General features: G+C 39.3%; 19 protein-coding genes. 9 read left to right on the top strand and 10 right to left on the bottom strand.

The features are described from left to right. Nucleotides 1-611: 611 nt before the first annotated feature. Nucleotides 612-3,011 (top strand): glycosyl hydrolase family 18 protein, encoded by a 2,400-nt coding sequence (locus tag HWV00_RS13645; protein ID WP_211682096.1) that lies wholly within the window; start codon nucleotides 612-614, stop codon nucleotides 3,009-3,011. Between the two features lie 108 nt (nucleotides 3,012-3,119). Here HWV00_RS13645 and HWV00_RS13640 read toward each other — a convergent pair whose 3' ends face one another. The 9 genes from HWV00_RS13640 to HWV00_RS13600 form a co-directional block, all read right to left on the bottom strand. Further along, entirely contained in the window at nucleotides 3,120-4,001 is an 882-nt protein-coding gene (locus HWV00_RS13640; RefSeq protein ID WP_211682094.1) for a DMT family transporter, read from the bottom strand. Nucleotides 4,002-4,152: 151 nt separating this feature from the next. Continuing rightward, the gene (locus HWV00_RS13635) at nucleotides 4,153-4,860 is read right to left on the bottom strand and encodes an AraC family transcriptional regulator (RefSeq protein WP_211682092.1); all 708 of its coding nucleotides are present in this window, start codon (nucleotides 4,858-4,860) and stop codon (nucleotides 4,153-4,155) included. 188 nt (nucleotides 4,861-5,048) lie between these two features. Continuing rightward, nucleotides 5,049-5,201, bottom strand: a complete 153-nt coding sequence (locus tag HWV00_RS13630) for a DUF1059 domain-containing protein (protein WP_255554564.1) — start codon at nucleotides 5,199-5,201, stop codon at nucleotides 5,049-5,051. A gap of 188 nt (nucleotides 5,202-5,389) precedes the next feature. Beyond that, a complete protein-coding gene (gene modC, locus HWV00_RS13625; RefSeq protein WP_211682088.1) occupies nucleotides 5,390-6,478 on the bottom strand; it encodes a molybdenum ABC transporter ATP-binding protein ModC in 1,089 nt (362 codons plus the stop codon). Further along, nucleotides 6,478-7,164 (bottom strand): molybdate ABC transporter permease subunit, encoded by a 687-nt coding sequence (gene modB / locus HWV00_RS13620; RefSeq protein ID WP_211682086.1) that lies wholly within the window; start codon nucleotides 7,162-7,164, stop codon nucleotides 6,478-6,480. The genes modC and modB overlap by 1 nt, the downstream gene beginning before the upstream one ends. A gap of 98 nt (nucleotides 7,165-7,262) precedes the next feature. Next, a complete protein-coding gene (modA, locus tag HWV00_RS13615; protein WP_211682084.1) occupies nucleotides 7,263-8,060 on the bottom strand; it encodes a molybdate ABC transporter substrate-binding protein in 798 nt (265 codons plus the stop codon). Between the two features lie 138 nt (nucleotides 8,061-8,198). Next, nucleotides 8,199-9,359, bottom strand: coding sequence for a diguanylate cyclase (locus tag HWV00_RS13610; protein WP_211682082.1), 1,161 nt, complete (start codon nucleotides 9,357-9,359; stop codon nucleotides 8,199-8,201). 124 nt (nucleotides 9,360-9,483) lie between these two features. Then, nucleotides 9,484-10,647, bottom strand: a complete 1,164-nt coding sequence (locus HWV00_RS13605; protein ID WP_255554563.1) for a diguanylate cyclase — start codon at nucleotides 10,645-10,647, stop codon at nucleotides 9,484-9,486. A 220-nt stretch (nucleotides 10,648-10,867) separates the two neighbouring features. After that, the gene (locus tag HWV00_RS13600) at nucleotides 10,868-12,142 is read right to left on the bottom strand and encodes a serine dehydratase subunit alpha family protein (protein WP_211682080.1); all 1,275 of its coding nucleotides are present in this window, start codon (nucleotides 12,140-12,142) and stop codon (nucleotides 10,868-10,870) included. Between the two features lie 371 nt (nucleotides 12,143-12,513). Here HWV00_RS13600 and HWV00_RS13595 point away from each other — a divergent pair, with 371 nt between their 5' ends. Further along, complete coding sequence (locus HWV00_RS13595) at nucleotides 12,514-13,347, top strand: TOBE domain-containing protein (protein ID WP_211682078.1); 834 nt, start codon at nucleotides 12,514-12,516, stop codon at nucleotides 13,345-13,347. Between the two features lie 75 nt (nucleotides 13,348-13,422). Here HWV00_RS13595 and HWV00_RS13590 read toward each other — a convergent pair whose 3' ends face one another. Further along, nucleotides 13,423-14,232 (bottom strand): hypothetical protein, encoded by an 810-nt coding sequence (locus HWV00_RS13590; RefSeq protein WP_211682076.1) that lies wholly within the window; start codon nucleotides 14,230-14,232, stop codon nucleotides 13,423-13,425. A gap of 337 nt (nucleotides 14,233-14,569) precedes the next feature. Here HWV00_RS13590 and HWV00_RS13585 point away from each other — a divergent pair, with 337 nt between their 5' ends. The 7 genes from HWV00_RS13585 to HWV00_RS13555 all read left to right on the top strand — a co-directional run bounded on the left by HWV00_RS13585 (nucleotide 14,570) and on the right by HWV00_RS13555 (nucleotide 20,093). Further along, nucleotides 14,570-15,256, top strand: a complete 687-nt coding sequence (locus HWV00_RS13585; protein WP_211682074.1) for a hypothetical protein — start codon at nucleotides 14,570-14,572, stop codon at nucleotides 15,254-15,256. A gap of 411 nt (nucleotides 15,257-15,667) precedes the next feature. Further along, on the top strand, nucleotides 15,668-16,555 hold the full coding sequence (locus tag HWV00_RS13580) for a LysR family transcriptional regulator (protein WP_255554561.1): 888 nt from the start codon (nucleotides 15,668-15,670) through the stop codon (nucleotides 16,553-16,555). 206 nt (nucleotides 16,556-16,761) lie between these two features. Then, nucleotides 16,762-16,968 (top strand): Flp family type IVb pilin, encoded by a 207-nt coding sequence (locus tag HWV00_RS13575; RefSeq protein WP_211682072.1) that lies wholly within the window; start codon nucleotides 16,762-16,764, stop codon nucleotides 16,966-16,968. Between the two features lie 13 nt (nucleotides 16,969-16,981). After that, a complete protein-coding gene (locus HWV00_RS13570) occupies nucleotides 16,982-17,416 on the top strand; it encodes a prepilin peptidase (RefSeq protein WP_211682070.1) in 435 nt (144 codons plus the stop codon). A 12-nt stretch (nucleotides 17,417-17,428) separates the two neighbouring features. Then, nucleotides 17,429-18,253: an RcpC/CpaB family pilus assembly protein gene (locus HWV00_RS13565; protein WP_211682068.1), complete on the top strand. Its 825-nt coding sequence runs from the start codon at nucleotides 17,429-17,431 to the stop codon at nucleotides 18,251-18,253. Beyond that, entirely contained in the window at nucleotides 18,253-19,608 is a 1,356-nt protein-coding gene (locus tag HWV00_RS13560) for a type II and III secretion system protein family protein (RefSeq protein WP_211682066.1), read from the top strand. The genes HWV00_RS13565 and HWV00_RS13560 overlap by 1 nt, the downstream gene beginning before the upstream one ends. Continuing rightward, nucleotides 19,605-20,093, top strand: coding sequence for a hypothetical protein (locus tag HWV00_RS13555; RefSeq protein WP_211682064.1), 489 nt, complete (start codon nucleotides 19,605-19,607; stop codon nucleotides 20,091-20,093). The genes HWV00_RS13560 and HWV00_RS13555 overlap by 4 nt, the downstream gene beginning before the upstream one ends.

Raw genomic sequence — 20,093 nt, 5'->3', positions numbered from 1 at the left:
AACCTCTGCCGATAGGACTTAATCCGAGTAATAATATCCCGCCGCATTCCGACAGACTAAAACTCTAATTACTGGTTTCAAATTGCAAATACGCGATTAATACCAATAACCCCTAAGTTACCACTACGAGTGCTTAATCGACTTTGCTTATTAGCGACTCGCTATTAATTATAGCCGTGAAAAAACAATTGAACTAACCTCGGTGACAGGTGAATAGTTGAGTGAAATTAAACAACATAAAAGTGGTGTCATCGCCACCTTTCTAGTCTATTGATTATCAATTATAGCTTGTTAGATATTAAGTTACTGTTTTTAATTGGTATTTCTTTTTTGTTTAGCCTCGGGGATTCCGGAATAACATTACTCATGCTCTCGCTTTTTCAAAAAATAAAAACACACTGGTCTGACCGCATTGTTTGATATGACTCAAATATTGTTGTTTTTATGTTCTTTATTTGTTGCGCAAATTAATGGTTGGGCGTAGGTTTTATATAAGCCTCTGGAAGGGGTTTGATCTTGACTGGCATGATTACTGTTTGAATATCCGCCAATACATGTTGTATGTAATTACGCCTACTTTTCGATTTTCTAATTTATTACATGGAGTTCTTGTGAAATCAATATTTTTAAAAAGTACCCTTAAGTTAGCGATGGTAGCGGCAATTAGTGCACCTGTACTTGCGGCAGCTCCTCAGGCACCGTCAATCGCGTGGGCCGATTATTCAAAACTAGGTTTTGTAACCATTAATACTGATGCAGTCGTTAGCTATAAAGACATGTATACACGTGTTGATGTTGTTGAAGTGCCTGTTTCTTGGAATGTTTGGTCTGGTGATAAAGCGACAACATGGGAAGTAGAAGTTAACGGTAATGTCATGATGTCTGGTTCAGGCACAGGGAAAAGTACTGTTTTATCTTTCACTGAAGGTGGTTTAAAAAACATGGTTGTGCGTTTATGTAACGCCGATGGTTGCAGCGAAAGCGCAACGACTGAACTCTTGATTTCAGATACTGATGGTTCGCATTTAAAAGCGGACTTGCCAATGACGACAGATCCGGCTAACACGCCTTACGCACAACAAAAAGATAATATTGTCGGTACTTACTTCGTTGAATGGGGGGTGTACGGACGTAAATACAACGTTAATGATATTCCAGCTAATAACCTAACGCACATCATCTACGGCTTCATTCCAATTTGTGGTGGTACAGGTGATAACAAATCCTTGTTAGAACCAAACCCATCAGGCCATGAGTTATTAAAAAAGATGTGTGCGGGCCTGCCTGATTACTCAGTTGTTATCCATGATACATGGGCTGCATTGAATTCGACTTACGGTGAACCTGCAACACGTTTAGACGGTAAAAAAGTGGGTTCATTAGAAATCGGTAAGGGTACTTACGGTGGCTTAATGGCGCTTAAAAAAGCGAATCCACACATTAAAATTGTTCCATCTATCGGCGGTTGGACATTATCAGACCCATTTTTTGGTTTCACTGAAAAAGCTAATCGAGATGTATTTGTTGCTTCAACAAAAGAATTTTTAAAAACGTGGAAATTCTACGATGGCATTGATATTGACTGGGAATTTCCTGGTGGTGATGGTGCCAATGCAAGCTTAGGGGATCCAGAAAAAGACGGCCCAGCTTACATCGCATTAATGCAAGAATTACGTGCAATGTTGGATGGACTTGAAGCTGAATATGGTCGTAAATATGAACTTACCTCTGCAATCGGTGTGGGTTACGACAAGATCGAAGATGTTGATTATGGTGCTGCTGCACAGTACATGGATAATATCTTCATGATGTCTTACGACTTTTATGGTGCATGGGGTCCAAATACGGGGCACCAAACAGGGATTTATTGTGGTGCTCACATTTCAGCTGAAAAATGTAATGGTACTGGCGAGTTTGCTGGGAAACCTGAATACACATTAGATAACGCAACGAAACTTTTACTCGCGCAAGGTGTGCCAGCGAAGAAATTAGTTGTTGGTGCTGCAATGTATGCGCGTGGGTGGCAAGATGTTGTCGCTGAAAATGGTAATCCAATGGGATCTGTCGGCTCACACATCGATTCTTCTGAAGGTAGCCCATTTAATGGTAGTCTTGGTGGCGATGGTACAGACGTAAACGAGGCTGCTTGGGCTTGGGAAGCTGGCATCATGGATTATCGTGGTGTGCTGAAGTTCTTAGAGTCAAACCCAAATGCAATCATAGGTTGGGATGAAATAGCGAAAGCATCATTTGTTTGGGATGAAGTGAGTGGCACATTGTTAACCTATGATACGTCACGTTCTGTACTTGCTAAAGGTGAATACCTGAAGAGTCTTGGCCTTGGTGGTATCTTCTCATGGGAGATCGACGGTGATGGTAACGGCGATATCCTAAACGCGATGAACCAAGCTGTAAATAACCCGCAAGGTCAAACGAATTGGTCTGGTAACGTCATCACGAATGAAGCGCCGAGCATTAGTATTACATCTCCATCGGGTTCAGTGGTACATACTGAAGGTGATACAGCTCAGTTCTCAGCATTAATTACGGATGATAAATCAGTGGCAGCAGTGGAGGTTACTGTTAATGGTGTAACTCAAACCGTGGCGCAAGATGCTGCAACTTACTCTGGCAGCTTTGTAGTAACGCTTGGTAGCAACACTGTTATATTCAAAGCAACAGATAATGAAGGCACTTTATCTCAGAAAACAGTCACCATTACTGGTAACGCTCAAGGCTTAGTTTGTGAAGAGGGTTCTTCTGTTGTAAACGGTGAATGTGTTGTAGACCCAATCGTTTGTGAAGAAGGCGCTTCGCTTGTCGACGGTCAATGTGTTGTCGATGATGTTGTTACTGAACCCCCATTTGTTGCGGGTTCGACTCAAGCATCTAACGGTGAAGTATATTCGTATCAAGGCTCGTGTTACGAAGCTAAAAACAGCCCAGGTACTTGGGAAGTTCCAAGCGCAACATCTTGGTTCTGGACGCCAGTAACATGTTCAGGCGCTTAAGTTAACGCATAGCGAGAGATGCAGGAGCTTCACTCGCTGCAATGATTTGTACTGATACTAGATAACGCATTAATACTTACTGAAAAGGGGGATTAATGCGTTATCAACTTAAGGGGCTATGTTCGCCTCTATATGAGCATCATCAAACGATCGTTTTTTATTCGTGTTCGCAATCATTGCTCCGGATAATATTAACGCGAGTGCAATGATAATGTTAGTAGACCAAGCGTTAAAACCTGCAATGGCCAAAATGACAGATGAAATGAGTGGTGTGCTAAAGCTTAATGACGCCAGTAATTGCTGATTACCTTTTTTTAAGGCAATGTCCCATAAGTAAAAAGAGCCGCCGACAGGCCCTAAGCCGAGTAATAATATCCCGCCCCATTCCGATAAGCTGAAATCCCAATGACTGGTTTCAAACTGCCAATGTGCGATCAGTGCTAACAATGCAACAACTGCTGATAACCAGGCTATATCTTCAACTTCGTTGTCTGATGTAGATAAGAACCACGAGTAAGAACCCCAAATAACAGCGCAAATAGCAGCAAGAACATAACCAATTTGATAGTCGCTATTTAAGGTTAACTCACCGTTACCAACGATAATGAAAGCGATACCGATAAAGCCTAAGCTTCCCCCAATGAGTGCTCTGAATCGACTTTGTTTGTTCGCGACCAGTGTTGCTAATAATAATGGCCACAGATACACAATTAAACTGACCTCGATAACCGGGGCGAATTTAAGTGCCATGAAATAACAGAAGTGAAATCCAAATAGCCCAATTATGCCCAGCAGCCACTGCGTTGGGGTTAACGATGGTTTGGTAAACACGGGCTTTTTAAGCGTGATTCGTTTAATGATGACAATGATTGCTGAGATAGAAAAACAAAGTGAGAGTAATTGAAATGCAGGGATATTCGCTGTAACTGTGCCTAACAGTGCTAAAGTCCCCCATAATCCGATTGCGATGAAACCGTATAGTGTAGCCATTATTTATTGTCCTTAAGTAATGTTAATGACAAAATAATAAGGCTTTAATTAATGAGCTTGTTTGCTGAAAGGATGATTTTTTTGGCTAAAACGCTGTTTAGTATCTGAGTCAAGTTAATAGGATAAACTTCTGAAGGTGAATAACTAATAACTAATAACTAAAGGCTTTAGGTGATTGGCCAAAGTAGTGCGAAAAACGTCTGCTAAAGGCTGATAGATCTTGGTAGCCAACTTGTTCTGCGACAATGCGAATAGGCAGGTCGGTATGGGCGAGCAACGCTGACGCCTTTTCCATACGCAGTTGGGTGATATATTGATGTGTAGTCATGCTCATACTTTGTTTGAACAATTTTTTGTATTGGCTTGTGCTTAAACACGCAATATCAGCTAGCTGATCAATGCTAAATAGTATGCTGATATCTTGTTTAATGAAGTGGATAACCTCTGCTATTCGAGCGTCGATACGTTCATGACAGGTTTGTTGAGCAAGGAGTTGATAGAAGAGCTCAAACGCAGTCGATTCAAGTTGTTTATTGACTTGATGTGCCAGCTGCTTGTCGATGAATTGTATATAAGCAAGCAGGGGCGGGTTTATCGAGAATTTTTCAATATCAGACTCGGTAATATTAACGGGAAGGATTACCATATCAACCACAATAAAACGGGCTGCATCATCAGCCCGAAAGTCATGTTGTTGTCCAGCTTTAATTATCACGCAATCACCAATGCTTACTTTGCCTGTGTAATCGCCAACCTTAATATCAATCGCACCATGTAATGGCAGCACCAGCTGGTGGAACTCATGATAATGACTGCGTATTTGGCTTGTATAAGCGCGAATAGAAAGGTTATTAGGCATGTTAATCCGCTTATCTTTGATGATGTACAGGTATTTAATATCTTAAAGGGTAAGTGTTTATTTTGATAGGGTAGTCAGTAATATTAGGCAGGCTTTTTACTCGTTAACAAAGTGACCAATAGTTAATCTGAGCCACTTTGTTTTATATGCTATCCGTTTCTTTTTAATAAGCAGAAAGTCTTATCAAGTTACATCGGCGGGGTACCTTCTTTAAATTCTTTGGTTATATTTTCCCTGAATTCCGGCGTGTCTTCATAACCGTGTACGCTTGCACCATGTTCAAGTACGGCTTGTAGTAACTCTTCTTTGGAATCCGCTGCAAGTGCCACTGAACATTTCACATCCCCTGGATAATCGCGACAATCAATATAATATCTGGCCATGATTATGTACCTCTTAGATCAGCTAAATTACCTAGTCGGCTTTTAAGTTATTGAATATATTTAGTCGACCAATGTTAGAACTTATTATTCGTGTTCCAGAGCTTAATTATAGCAAAGCCTGACAATATCTAGCGTGAGGAATACAATCAAAATGACTGCGCTAATTCACTCTCTGTCATGCTTACCCCTTTGATCTGAGCATACACACTTTGCCCAACTGTAAGAGCCAAATCATCACATGCCCACGGGGTGATATTCGCCCATATATGATCATCACCAAACGCTAATTTAACTTGTACATTATCACTTGATTCTGAGTGTATTATCTCAGTAATTGTCGTTGGTAGAATATTACGAATACTGCTGTCTTGTGGGCGTGTTTTACACAGGGATACATGGTTGGCATGAATCCGTACACGTAGTTTACTGTTAACAGGTAAAGGTAAGCCATTGATCCACAGATAAGTACCATCAGTGAGTGATAACTTACTCATGCGATAACGTTCGTTCAACTCTGTTACCCTTGCCATTAACAGTGAGCTTTGTTCCTTAGCTGGCAACCAAGGGCGCATCTCTGCACTGTCCCAAACCGCTTGTAAGTGACCGTTTACTAGCACTTTACCTTTGTCTAATACCAGCATTGTATCAGCGAGTTGTAAGATCTCATCTAAGCTGTGGCTCACATAGATAATCGGCAAATCAAGGGTTTTAGCTAGCTGTAACAAATAAGGAATAAGTTCACGCTTACGGGGTAAATCCAATGCAGCTAATGGCTCATCCATTAATAACATTTGTGGTCGAGTTAACAAGGCGCGACCAATAGCTACGCGCTGCTTTTCACCACCTGAAAGTGTCGATGGATAGCGGTCTAATAGCTCGCCTAAACCAAGTAACGTCACTACGGTGTCAAAGTGAGCTTGGTCTTTATCTTTATTTCCGTAATTGAGATTGCCGCGCACACTGTAGTGGGGGAATAAACGCGCTTCTTGAAATACGTAACCAATACGACGTCGTTCAGGAGGGAGGTTAATCTTCTGTTGCTGGTGGTAAAGGTGTGTATCCCCTAAGGTTAACTGACCATTATCAGGTGTTGATAACCCGCCAAGAATATTCACTAATGACGTTTTACCCGCCCCAGAACGACCAAATACAGCGCAAATCCCTTGCATCGGAATTTGTGCATTCACCTGTAACTCTAAATCGCCCAGTTGTTTATTTATATCAATCGTTAACATTATGAGGCAACTCGCTGTTGGGCTTTTTTGGCTAACCACTGTGATGCAGTTAATGATAATACGGCAATAATAATCGCAATGACACACAGGCGTGCGGCTTCATGTTCTGCGCCTGGGGTTTGAATAAAAGAGTACATGGCGAGTGGGATAGTACGTGTTTCACCCGGAATATTAGACACAAAGGTAATGGTTGAACCAAACTCGCCTAAGCTGCGGGCAAAGGCTAATACCATTCCTGAGACAATACCGGGCAAGGTTAATGGCAGGGTAATGGTAAAAAATACTCGTAAACGATTACTACCCAGCGTACGTGCTGCTTGTTCTAGGCGTATATCAACACTTTCAAATGACAAACGGATCGCACGTACCATTAACGGAAACGAGACGATCGCGGCTGCGAGTGCTGCACCACGCCAGCTAAAGCTGAAACTCCAACCAAACCAATCATAAAGAGCCGCGCCGATACTGCCTTGACGCCCCATCGAGATCAACAAAATGTAGCCAATCACTACCGGTGGAAGTACTAAAGGTAAGTGAATCAGGCTATCAAATAACGACTTACCCGGAAATTCACAGCGGGCTAGTATCCACGCGCACACGATACCAAAGGGCAAGCTGAATAATACGGCTACACCGGATACTTTTAAACTGAGCAGCAAGGCTGCAACTTCATAATCACTTAACAAAGTTATTACCTTAAAATAGAGTTGACCTTAAATAGAGAGTGACCTTAAACAGATCATTGACCTTAAATAGAGAGTTGACCTTAAACAGATCGTTGACCTTAAATAGAAAGCACCTCAAAACCGTATTTTACAAATATTGCTTGTACTGCTTTTGTTTGCAAGTATCGGTAGAATATTCGGGTGGCAAAATTAGTATTATGACCGACAATGACCAGCGGGTATTCAATGGCTTTGTGGCTATTTTCTGGGAAGGTTGCCACCGTTTTTACTTTTTGGGATACAAGTGCGTCAGTTGCATAAACAATGCCTAGTGGTGACTCACCACGCTCGACTAGCGCTAGGGCACCGCGCACATTACTTGCACGGGCTAATAGCGGCATCGCTTCTTGCCATAAATCTAAACTTTCTAATGCTTGTTTAGCATAGCGACCAGCAGGTACGTGGTCGGGATCGCCAACTGCGATACGACTAGAACTTACTGCGCTTGTGATATCCCAGTCTTTATTTAATTCTACGTTATTTAATAAACTTGAATTAGGGGCGACGAGTACTAAGGAATTACGTAATAAGGTTACCCTAGAATCAGCTGCTACCACTTTTTGTTTAACGAGGTAATCCATCCACTTTTGATTCGCTGATAGATAGATTTGTGCGGGTGCTCCTTGGGCAATTTGTCTTGCCAAGGCTGAAGATGAGGCAAAAGAGAACACTGGGTTTATTTTTGTTGGGTTGGCGATAGTGTCGGCTTTAAAAGTATCACCAACTTCAGTTAAGGCATTGGTTAATGATGCTGCAGCAAAGATGAGTACGCGATCTTCGGCCATGACACTACTACTGAAGGTAATCAGAATCATGGCGATGAGTTGTTTGAATCTACTGCTGTGTCGTTGTCTCATGAACTATCCCTTTGTATCGCTGGCTTAATATGAGTAGCGTATATGATATCGATGTATAGTTAACTATATATCGATTGGCAAATTTTAGCCCTGTTAACGTAAATTAACAAGGCTATTTTTAATCACTCCAACGTTAAGCTAGATCATAACGCGGTTACGGCCACGTTCTTTTGCTTCATATAATTTCATATCAGCATCAATGAGTGTTTCGTCAAATGAGGTTTGTGAGTGTTCATGTAAGGCGATACCCGCACTTAACGTGATCGTAAATTCTTTATCGTCATGCGTAAATACTAATTCAGACACTTGCTGTCTTATACGCTCTGCGATCGCAATCACATTCTTATTGTCGTCACAGGGACCAATAATAACAAACTCTTCACCACCATAGCGGATACAGTAATCACCTGTGCGTGTGCACTCCATCATCACTGCTGCAACTTGCTCTAATACTTTGTCGCCACAGTTATGACCATAAGTATCATTTACTTTTTTGAAATGATCGATGTCTAAAAATATGGCCGCTATCGCCCTGTTGTGACGTTTTTCATTTTCTAACATACCCGGAATAACTTCTTCTAAAAAACGCTTAGTATAGAGCTTCGTAAGTGAGTCTTTAACGGACTGCTCTGAGAGTTTATGCACAAAGTAATGGATGATGATAATGGCAGCGAAGATGAAGACAACAAAGCCAAAAAGTAAAAAACCGGATGCTTTTGCGACAGTCCAAAAGACATTTTTTTCCATATCGTCCAAGTAGATACCTGTGCCAACTAACCATTCCCAAGGTTCAAAATAGGTTACATAACCTATTTTAGGGAACTGCTCTAATGAATCGTTTTTAGACCAGTAATAATTGACCCAGCCTCCACTTTTGCGAATTTCTTTATCAATATTACGAAACGGATAAGTGCCATCGGAGTACTGCCAGTCTAATAAGCTCATACCTATCAGTTCTGGTTTATAAGGCTGTAATAATATTTCGCCTTCTAATCCCATGATCCAAAAATAACCATTGTCTCCATAGAGTGCATATTTTAACGCATCCATCGCGTATTTTTTAGCATCCTCATCTGATAGTTCACTTGATAAACTGAGGTCATGAAAATACTGAATGACACCCAATGCAGATTGGGTAAGGTGCTTGGACTGTGCTTTTTTTTCATTTTCTAAGCTAGTAGAAAAAGAATGATAAAAAAAGATCAAAAAGGCGATGAGGACTAAAAAAATTAACGCTGATAAACCGATCAATTTATTTTGAATTGGCAGGCGGTGCGATTTTATTGAGAGGTTGTACATGATGACACCGTGTCTGTTATAAGTATTGATATCTTATAATATCAATCGTCCTTGAATATATCGTCTAGAGAAAATTTACTGAAAATGAAATATTTAAATTGCGTAAATAGATGCTTTTAGACTATTAGACCGCTACACGATTACGTCCAGCTGTTTTTGCTTCATAGAGCTTCATATCTGCTCGTTTTAATGTGTGTTCAAAGCTGTCATTGCTGTGGCTATTATGCAGTGCAATACCTGCACTTAATGTGACGCCAAATTCAGAGTCATCGCTCATAAAACGAAGTTCAGATACTTGATGACGGATCATCTCAGCCATATTAACGGCCGACATTTCAGTATCGAAAAAGCCGATAAGAACGAATTCCTCACCACCGTAACGCATGCAGTAATCACTTTGTTTAGCGTTTTTATTCATTACGTTAGCAATGTGTTGAAGTACGTTATCACCATTATCATGGCCGTGTATATCATTGACTGATTTGAAATGATCAAGGTCGATAAATATTGCAGCAAGGTGATGTCCGGTGACTTTATCATGATTCAACAATGTCGGAATAATTTCTTTTAAGAAGCGTTTTGTATACAAACTCGTTAACGCATCTCGCACGGATAATTCACTTAATTGATGAACAAAATAATTAATAATTACAACAGTTGTAAAAATAAAAATGAGAAAACCAAATAATAAAACGCCAGAGGTTCTTAGTACGGCCCAGAAAATATTCGATTTCATATCATCAAGGTAAAGTCCCGTTCCAATGAGCCAATCCCAAGGTGCGTAGTGAGCCACATATGATATTTTAGGGTATTCTTTAGATGTATTTAATTTAGGCCAAGTATAAGAAACCCAGCCACCGCCTTTTCTGGCTTCTCGGTCGAACTCTTGAAAAATATACTTGCCGGTACTGTCTGCCCAGTTTGTCATATTTAAACCAACGAGATTAGGCATGTAAGGTTGAACAAGGATCTTGCCTTCGCTGTCGTTGATCCAAAAATAACCGTCATCACCATAAGTCGCAGAATCTAATGTTTGCATGGCCATTTGTTGTGCGTCGGCTCTGCTTAGTTTTTCAGATAACTCTAATTGATGAAAATGTTGAACGATACCAAGTGCTGATTCAATAAAATTTTTGGATTGGGCTTTTTTTTCTTCTTCTAGACTGGTTGAAAAAGAGTGGTAAAAAAATAATACAAAGGCAACGATCCCAATAATAATCATAACGGACAGGCCAACCAATTTATTTTGGAGTGGCAGTCGATACGATTTTGAAGATAGGTTGTGCATTATTACTCCAGAAAAGTGGAAACAGGCTAATTTCGACATCGTTATTTAAGATAAAAACGAGACTGGAATTATATACGTTATTGTTGTAACTCGCGCTATAAATTGTAATTAATTTACTTATTTGGGGGAATAAACTCAAATTGAGTCGATATCTCCGAAAGTGGTATCAGCACAATAATATGGTTAATATTGTGTGCTGATTTTTTTATAGCCTTTACGTCTATGCTGACATGATATTAATAATCGTGGTGTCTGTATTCATCATACCTGTTGTGACTAGCATTCCAATATTACGGATACTACTTTCAATGTCATGCGCGATGATGCCTTGATCAAATGCTTGAGTATCATTCATTGCCAACATAAATGCAGTAACAGCACTACTCGTCGATGTTTTTACTTTCATTGCACAGGTTGATTTTGCACCGTCACACACCATGCCAGAGCAATCACTGAGTACATTTTGAATGGCATAACATGATTGCTCATAGTTACCACCTGCAAGATAAACCATCGCCATCGCGGCCGCTGCACTTGTTACCGTATTACCACAGAATGCAGAGAGAGGCGGGTAATGCTGTTTAATATAAATTGCCCCTAAGTGGCTTAATATAAGTGCGCGGGCAAGTTGCTCGTCATTAACTTTATAATGTTTTGCAATCATTTCGACAGGGATTGTTGCTGCAATACCTTGATTACCACTGCCGTAATTACTCATTGCAGGTAATGTTGCACCACCCATTCTGGCATCGGATGCCGCGGATGTACGCATAATAATGTTGTTATTAAGATCGGCCGTCATAAATCCACTTTGGATATTTTTATTGATAGTACGACCAACTTGTAGACCGTAAGCACCTTTTAGCCCTTCATCGGCTAAATCTAAGTTTAATTTAGCGGCTTCAAGAATAAAGGCAATATCGACAAAATCAGCGCCCATGGCATAATCGTAAATGCCTTGGATACTGATATCGATATCGTTACAGATATTGCCTGTCGACTTAGCTGTACCGCTATTATTACTGAATACCATTTTGCCATTAAAGGTTGTTTTCGTTATTTTAGTGTGACCACCACTGATCTCTACGATTGCGATATCATTCTGATACTGCGCTTCTACATGGCAATAAATAAACTCGCTTGAACTTGTGCGTTTAACAGTGACCTTGCCTGTATCAATTAATGCTTGAGCTTCTTCAACTTGGCTTGCGTTTATTTTAGCAAGTACTTCTAGACCTGCGTTGGGATCACCTGCAATCGCGCCAACGGCAGCTGCAATAGGTAAACCTATTTTCCCTGTACCTGGTACAAATACACCCATTGAATTTTTATATAAGTTGTCTGAAACTTGAACGGTGATTCTTTCAGGTGTTTGTGGGAGCATGCTTGCTGCAACGGCAGAAGCATAAGCGGCTGAAATCGGCTCTGTACAACCAAGTGCTGGTTTAACAAAGGTGTTAAGTAGAAGTTTGTATTGCTGCCATTGATTATTCATTGGTATTCCTCATTGATGCTGAAGAACACCTTCAGCAACGCCGTGGTTGACGTTAATATACATTGGTTTACATTCCCTTACATTCTTATACTTTACGCCTATGCTTGGAGAATATTTTTTCTTATATCGACGGTTTTATACGATTTAAGAGAATAATATTTCCTATTTCAGCCCTGTTACTACCTATTTGTGGAGTGGTTCACACTTATTTAAGCTGTTTATTCTTTGCTATATAGCGGGGGGGGGGATTTGGTTGTGTGGTTTTAACACGTCTATTATTGACTGATACAGCCCTCTAGATAGAGTTGTTATTATTTTTCTGATAGCGCACAATATAAATCTTCTATTTAAGCTTAAGCTGATGATACACCATGGATTTGAAAGCATTATTGACCATTTCAGTCGCAGATAAAGTGTTTGCTAACCCAAAGCGGATCGTATTGCTGCAACAGATACAAGCCTGTGGTTCGATTAGTCAGGGAGCTAAACTTGCAGGAATGAGTTATAAAACCGCGTGGGATTCGGTTAAAGATATGAATACACGTTTATCTGAGCCTGTTGTTTTGAGTGAAAAGGGCGGTAAAGGCGGTGGCGGTGCAAAGTTAACTGCTTTTGGCGCACGTTTATTGCAAATGTATGCACTGACTGATCAAATGCAAGACATGGTATTAGCAGCATTACAAGATCAAGCGATACCCATGAACAGTTTACTGGATGTAATGGGCCATTTATCACTAAAGACCAGTGCGCGTAATCAGTTATCAGGGACTATTTTGTCTTTAGATAATAGTGTGGCTAACCTAAGTTCAGATCATGATAATTTAAATGTAAACCTTGAGGTTGAGTTGACGAGTGGACTCCGGCTTAATGCGTGTGTGACACAAAGTAGTTGCGCGCGTTTAGCATTAGTTGTCGGTAAGCCTGTATTATTACTTTTTAAAGCCCCTGCAGTCAGTATTTCCCTAAATAAAGAACATGGCGAACATCAAAATCAACTGCAAGGTCGCGTGCATGAAATCCATAGCAACAGCCAGACGACAGAGGTGAGTTTTGCTATAAATAAAGGGTTAAATAATGGTTCTGCCACTCAAATGATTTATGCTTCTATTGATACAGTATTAGCGAATGAACTTAAATTGGTTGTGGGTGGTGAGTATTATGCGGTGTTCTCATCAAGTCAAACCATCGTGGCTTGTATGAATTAGTCATCTATTTACCTATTTAGTCATCTATTTAGTCACCTATTTATCTCGTAACCAATTCAGTTATCTCCGTTCTATTTAACGCCAGTCTAGCCAGTAGTTGTAGTCAATACGTGCTGAGTTATCTAACGTTGTCAGGTATTGAGGACTGGGTTGTGTTGCACATTGCACCGGAATAAACTCTGGCTCAGTCCATCCTGTCATTCCCCCCAAATAATCACGACGAAACCCCCATGTACCACAAGAAAGTAATTGGTCATATTGCTGCTCACGCTGACAAACGACGCAGGTTTCAAATGTTACCTGTATATCTTCGCCTTCAGTGCCATAAGCATCAGATACATAAGGTGTATCATAAATTGCAACAGATGACGCGCGCATGACAGGTTTTGTCCACGGTTTATCTTGGTTATCTTTGGGCGTTTGATGCATACCATGACCGTGCTCTAGTGTGTGATTATCATAAAAAGGGAGTGTAAATGTATCTGGAATATCGATTTGCACAGGCAGTTCATTGATGAGATGTTTAATATTGGTTTGGCGCAGCTGAATGATACGATACTGCTGACAGTCAGCCACATTTTTACCTTTTATAAAGCCATTGTCATTTGCAAGAAAATGAATTTCAATGCCCACGCCAGTAGCATTGTCACGCGCTTGATAGCTCGCATTGCTGCCACCATCATGAAACCAGTGTTGAGAAAAAGCCAAAATACCCATCGATTTATTAGCAATGCCGGAGGTTGTTGAATTGACAGGACATACAGTACCCACTAACAGCTCATTTTCAGAGTGTTGATTATTACCCAACCCTTGTTCGTTGGCACTTAGTTGTCCAGAGTTAGTGGCACAAACTAATAAAATCACGGTATTGACGTAGTTACTCATGAGCGTTATCCGATTTCGATACTGACTATCTGAATAATAGTCAGCAACCATCACTTTGCTATGGATTACGGCACGATAACGGCAGTATGTGGGGATATTTCTAGGACTTACTGACATACTCTTACAATTACTTTTCGAAAGCTTATATAATATAACGTTATATCATATGTTGATTTATGTATTTTTATGGTTATAATGCGCGCAAATTAGCAGGCTTTAGCGAGTAGTTAGTTTGTAGATCTTTATTGATTGTGAATAAAACTAAATATTTTACGCTGGTGTGATACCGCTAACATTTCGAGCGTTTTTCGTATAAATGTTTCCTATAGGAGTTGTTATGAATCGATTTGTAATTGCACTAATATTACTGCTATCAGTGAGTGCGAATGCACAACAAGCTCAAGATGCTAGAGTGTTAACGTTGAAGTCGATTGAGCTGAATACGGTAGAGTTTAAAGCGATTGAAACATCGACAGCAGAATTTGTGAATTATACAGCCACTGGCCCTGAATCTAAGCGTATCATGGCGTTAGGTAAAGAAATTATCAGTGTGATTGATGCTGGGCTTGTCGCGTTACACAAAGTGAACCCAAAACAAGTAAAAGCAATACATCATTTGATGGAATATGTTGAAGGTGATCATCATCGATACATGAAACCGTATAATTTTGTTGTTGAAAGCACTCTGAATAGCAAGGCATTGTATGCAACACACGACACAGCTTTTAAAGTACGCGGATTATGGTTAAAAGATCTTTCTTATCGTTATACCAATGATACTTTTACTTATCAGGTGAATACTGACTCTAAATCAGCATTATATGTATCCTATCGTTTAACCGTAAACTTATCTGGTGCTATTACATTATGTAAAACAGATGGTATTGAAGAGCACTGTTTGCGTGAAAACTTGAAAGAAGAACGTGTAATTTATACCGATGGCTTAACGACGATCACAGGTGTTGTTGATTTTAATGGCTTTGATGGTGAATCATTTATTCATTTTTATAGTGATGATTCATAAATTTAAAATTATTTAAGTAATGCTAGATACTGATTAATAAAATCCATGACAAGTAATACATGATTATATTAAAAATATAACCATGTATTACTTTTTATTTTTTCTCTTTCTCTTCCTATTTCTATTATCTCTTCCATATCTAATACCTCTATTTGACTATTTACCCCTCGTTTATATTATATCTCCCCATTAGTTTGTTTTGTGCCTGATTTATATAGTGATAATTCACGATTAACCCATTTAAGTATATCTTTATAACTTCATTCCCATCGCTTACATTTGATTACAGTTGATTACATTTCAATAAATTCAGATAGTGTATATTGCTAGTTATTGTATGTTCGATCTATTGAGTGATTTGTAATTTAAATTATTCTGCATTATGGGTTGTTTTATTAATAAACAGGGACAATGATGAAATCACAAGTAGATAATTTAATTATGTTTATTTCAGCAGCAGAAAAGGGTTCTTTTAGTGCTGCAGCAAAAGAAATGAAAAAGAGTCAGGCATCAATAAGTATTGCAATTCAAAATCTAGAAATAGATTTTGGTTTCGAATTATTTAATCGAAATAAAAAATACCCAGTTTTAACCGAGAAGGGTGAAAAACTATTTAAGAACACTAAATTAATGATGTCTCAATATGACGAATTTATATCGCAGTCTCGTGAAATAGAAGAAATTAGTGATGTTAAAATACGAATTGGTATTGATCCATTAGTGTGTTCTGAAAAGATAACAAAAATATTATGTGAATTTTCAGAACTGTACCCGTTAGTCGACCTGTACATTATCCAGCAGAATAGCAAACAGCTTTATAATGAAGTAGTTGAAAATAAAATAGATTTTGCAGTCGGACTTTTTTCTGGTCTAGAAACGTTGAATTGTGAATTTGCGAGTGCATTTCACATGCAGAGTTCCTGGGTAGCGTCACCTGATTATAAAGGCGGTCATATTTCTAATGTCAATTTGACTGACATGGATAACACGCGATTGTTAACGCCAATAGACCTCAAGTATCCCGCTATGAGTGAGCTGAGTGTGGCTTCTCATGTATGGTATGTTGAAGATATACATACGATACTATCATTCTGTCGAAACAGTGTCGGCATTTGTAACTTACCTAATTTTGTGACTAAACATGACTTAAATGAAGGGCGCTTATCTAAAGCTTCGTTTGCATTTAATCAGCTTAATAATGAGCATTGGGTTGCATCTATTATCTGGCCTAAAAATGAAAACTTGAGTCCCTTACTTAATTGGATGCGTGACAAAATATCTAGTATTGACTTTATTTAGCCTTTATATCCCTCCTTTTTAGTATTAATTATCTTTCACTACACATATTTAATTGTAAGGGATGTAAGCAGTGTAAGGTTGAAGGCTAAGTTTTAACCATCTATATTAAAATGTAATAGGTTGTATTTGTATTAATTGAAAAATAAAGAATAGTATTCACTATTATTAAAAGTTGGCCTATTAATTAAGTAAATAAGGAATATAACATGTTCACTAAAATGTATGTAAACACAACCTCATTTCTAGCAACGTATAAAAATGATGAACGCGGTGTAACTGCGATTGAGTACGGTCTTATTGGTGTTGCGATGGCAACTCTATTAGGTGTTACGTTTGGTACTGGTGGTTCATTACTTACTGCGTTAACAACTGCCTTTGCTAATATTACAACTGCAATCGGTAAAATTGGTTAAGTTGACTTTAATAATGATGGCACTCTATTTTATTGGGGTTGTGTCAATTGGTGTTATCTATTCTGATTGCCGATATCGACATATATCAAATAAAATCTGCGCCATCATTTTTTTTACCTCTCTATATGTTTCGATAGAAAGAAATAATATACCCACCAGTCTGTTTAGTTGCTTTATTGTATTTTTGTCTACAGCTATGTTATTTAAATTTAATATCATGGGTGCTGGAGATAGTAAATTAGCAACAGCTTTTTCTATTGCGTTATTACCGAGTGAAATAGTTGATGCCGCAATGTTGGTTTTATTTCTAGGTGGTTTATTAGCGTTGTTTTATTTAATTAAAGACCGGCTGATTTTAAAACTATCACGAGAACATGAACGGGGTTTACCTTACGGTGTTGCGATATCGTTCGGATTTTACATAACAATTATTAACAGCTTAATTTGACGTGGTAGCGATATGAACTCGAAGATTATATTTATTGTTGCATTCTTAGCCATTGTTAGCGGTATCTACGGGGTTGTGGATATATTGTTTTTAACGACTGAAAAAGTGGAAGATGAAACACTTATTCAGGCAGAACCGCAGGCGCGTTACGTTACGCTTTGGCGAGCAAAACAATCGATAATGAAAGGTGAAAGCCTCACCGCTAGTATGGTTCAGCGTGAGCAAGTGCTGCTGAATGACGCGCTTGTACTCGGTATTAAGCAAGATGTGACTCTGGATTTTCAGTCTTCAACCTTAATAAATACGCCAGTTAAGACCGGTGAACTTGTTTTTGTTGAGTATCAAACAAGTAAAGATCAACCCGGCTATTTAGATCTATTAATTGTCGATGGAATGACTTTATATCCATTGACCATCTCTTCTAAAAATCTTATTTCTGGTTATATCAAACCAGGTGACAATATTGACATTATGGCAATAAGCTCACCAAAAACGAATTTATCAAATACGACCAATGAACTTGAAATATTTGAAGGTGTTACTGCGAGCCTACTACTGACTAAAGTACGGGTCATGTCAGTGAATACAAACGATGCTGATGTGATTAATCCGCAAATGAGCAGTGACGCGAATAGTGAATTAACGATTGTGATAGAAGTAAAACCGGATGACTTAGGCCGATTAGCGTTAGCACAACGCACGATGTATTTAGAAATAGTACGCAGTCAAACATACCAACAACCGCCTTATGCAGATGTCAGCGATATAGTACCTCACTATAACGGCGTTGTTGAATTACGTGGTCAGGCTAATGCAAGCTTTGAAGGGATATTATAATGCACCATCGGTTAGTTTATTTTATAGCAATTATCTTTTCCTTATGTGTTAACGCAAGTATCGCCTCTGAGCGGTACATTCCGTTAAACAGTGCCGTTAATATCGAATTTGATGATGACATTGCTACCGTGTTTATCAGTCAACCTAATATCGCTGATTACAAGATCATTAATAAACGTACTCTTGTTTTGTTCACCAATGAGATAGGGCAAAGCCAAATCGTGGTGTATGGCACTCAGCATCAGCCTTTGCTATCTCAGCTTATACACGTGGATATTAATCTGACAGACATTCGTCGTCAGATTGCGATCTACTATCCCAAGTTAGACCTTAAACTCACTTCTATCGGACGTAAGGTTGTAGTGAGCGGTAAGGTTTACAGTGAAGCGCAGCGTGATGATATTTATAGAAGTGTTGCAGAGTTGCTAGGTCGAGAAAAAGTAACGCGTTATAACGATGCTGATAACGTCACCATTAAGAATGGCGAAAGCGAATTTGATGAAATGCAATGGGTTAGCTTTCAGCGCAATTACAGCTGGGATGGCATTGTTGAGCGTTTAGAACTTGATAGTGTTAAACAGATTAATGTCAAAATATCGGTTGTTCAAGTGTCTAAAGAGTTCAATGAAACCTTGGGTGTTGACTGGAGTACGCTTGGTCGCTCGAATGGGCAATTCGCTTTCCAACAATTTGATGCTGCAAGCTTAACGACCATTGTGAGTGCGATCGGAAATGACAACATTGCTGAAGTACTTGCAGAGCCAAATTTAACCGTTATGTCAGGTGAGAGTGCGAGTTTTCTTGTGGGTGGAGAAGTGCCTGTCATTGTGACGAATCAGAATACAACCAACATTAGTTTTAAAGAGTTCGGTATTAAATTGAGCCTTTCTGCAAAGGTCGAAAGTAATCAAAAAATTAAACTTAATATAGCGCCAGAGGTGAGTGCTATTGAACGGATAATCAAAGCTGCGGGGATTGAAGTTCCGCAATTAAGTACGCGTCGGGCTTTGACGACGATAGCGCTTGCTGATGGCGATAGCTTTATGATTGGTGGCTTAATGAGTAGTGAAGACATTGAAGAAATAAGCCGTGTTCCATTACTCGGAGACATTCCGGTACTAGGGGCTGCTTTCCGTAAGGCAAGTACGAAGCGTAAAAAAACGGAGTTAATTATTGTTGCGACGGTGAATATTGTGAAACCAATTAAAAGTCAGCAAGTACGTCTTCCTACAATACATAAAACATCAACGCTTAGTCGTTTATTTCGTATCTATGGCCGTAAAGGTAGCCGTATTAATCGGGCTCAAGATGCATTAACTATCGAGATGTTAAATCGTGGAGGGTTTATTCAATGATACGACCAATATTATGTTTTATTGGGCTGTTGTTTTTACAAGGTTGTGCTGACCGGGTAATAGAAACACAAGGCGCAGAAGCAGTTATTTACCCTGAATTACAACGCTTTGATATTGATTTTAAAAAGAATGACTTAGCTGGTAAACATCGAGAGATTATCAGCATTATCGATGACGTGTTACCAGTTGCGCCTGATACGCAGTGGATTATTTCTTATCGCTTAAAACGAGACGCTGATGTTGTAAGAAATGCGGTTAAAAAATTGAAAGTCGTCGGTGTGATACCGGATCAAATTAGCGTGGCACTCTCGCCTGAATTAAGAACCGACATTGCGCTAGAAGTCAGACAATACCGTCTGATAACAAGTACCTGTCAGCCTTTTTCGTTTGAGAATAATCAGACCAAGAGTGGCTGCTTTGTTGATGTATTACGTATGCAGCAAATCGTGTCGCCAAGTCGATTGATTAACGAGAGTAAGGAATAG

Origin of the sequence: Moritella sp. 24 (assembly GCF_018219155.1) — a bacterium.
In the GTDB taxonomy this organism is placed as follows: domain Bacteria; phylum Pseudomonadota; class Gammaproteobacteria; order Enterobacterales; family Moritellaceae; genus Moritella.
Note: the sequence above shows the minus strand (reverse complement) of the source record. Positions and strands in the feature narration are given on the sequence as shown.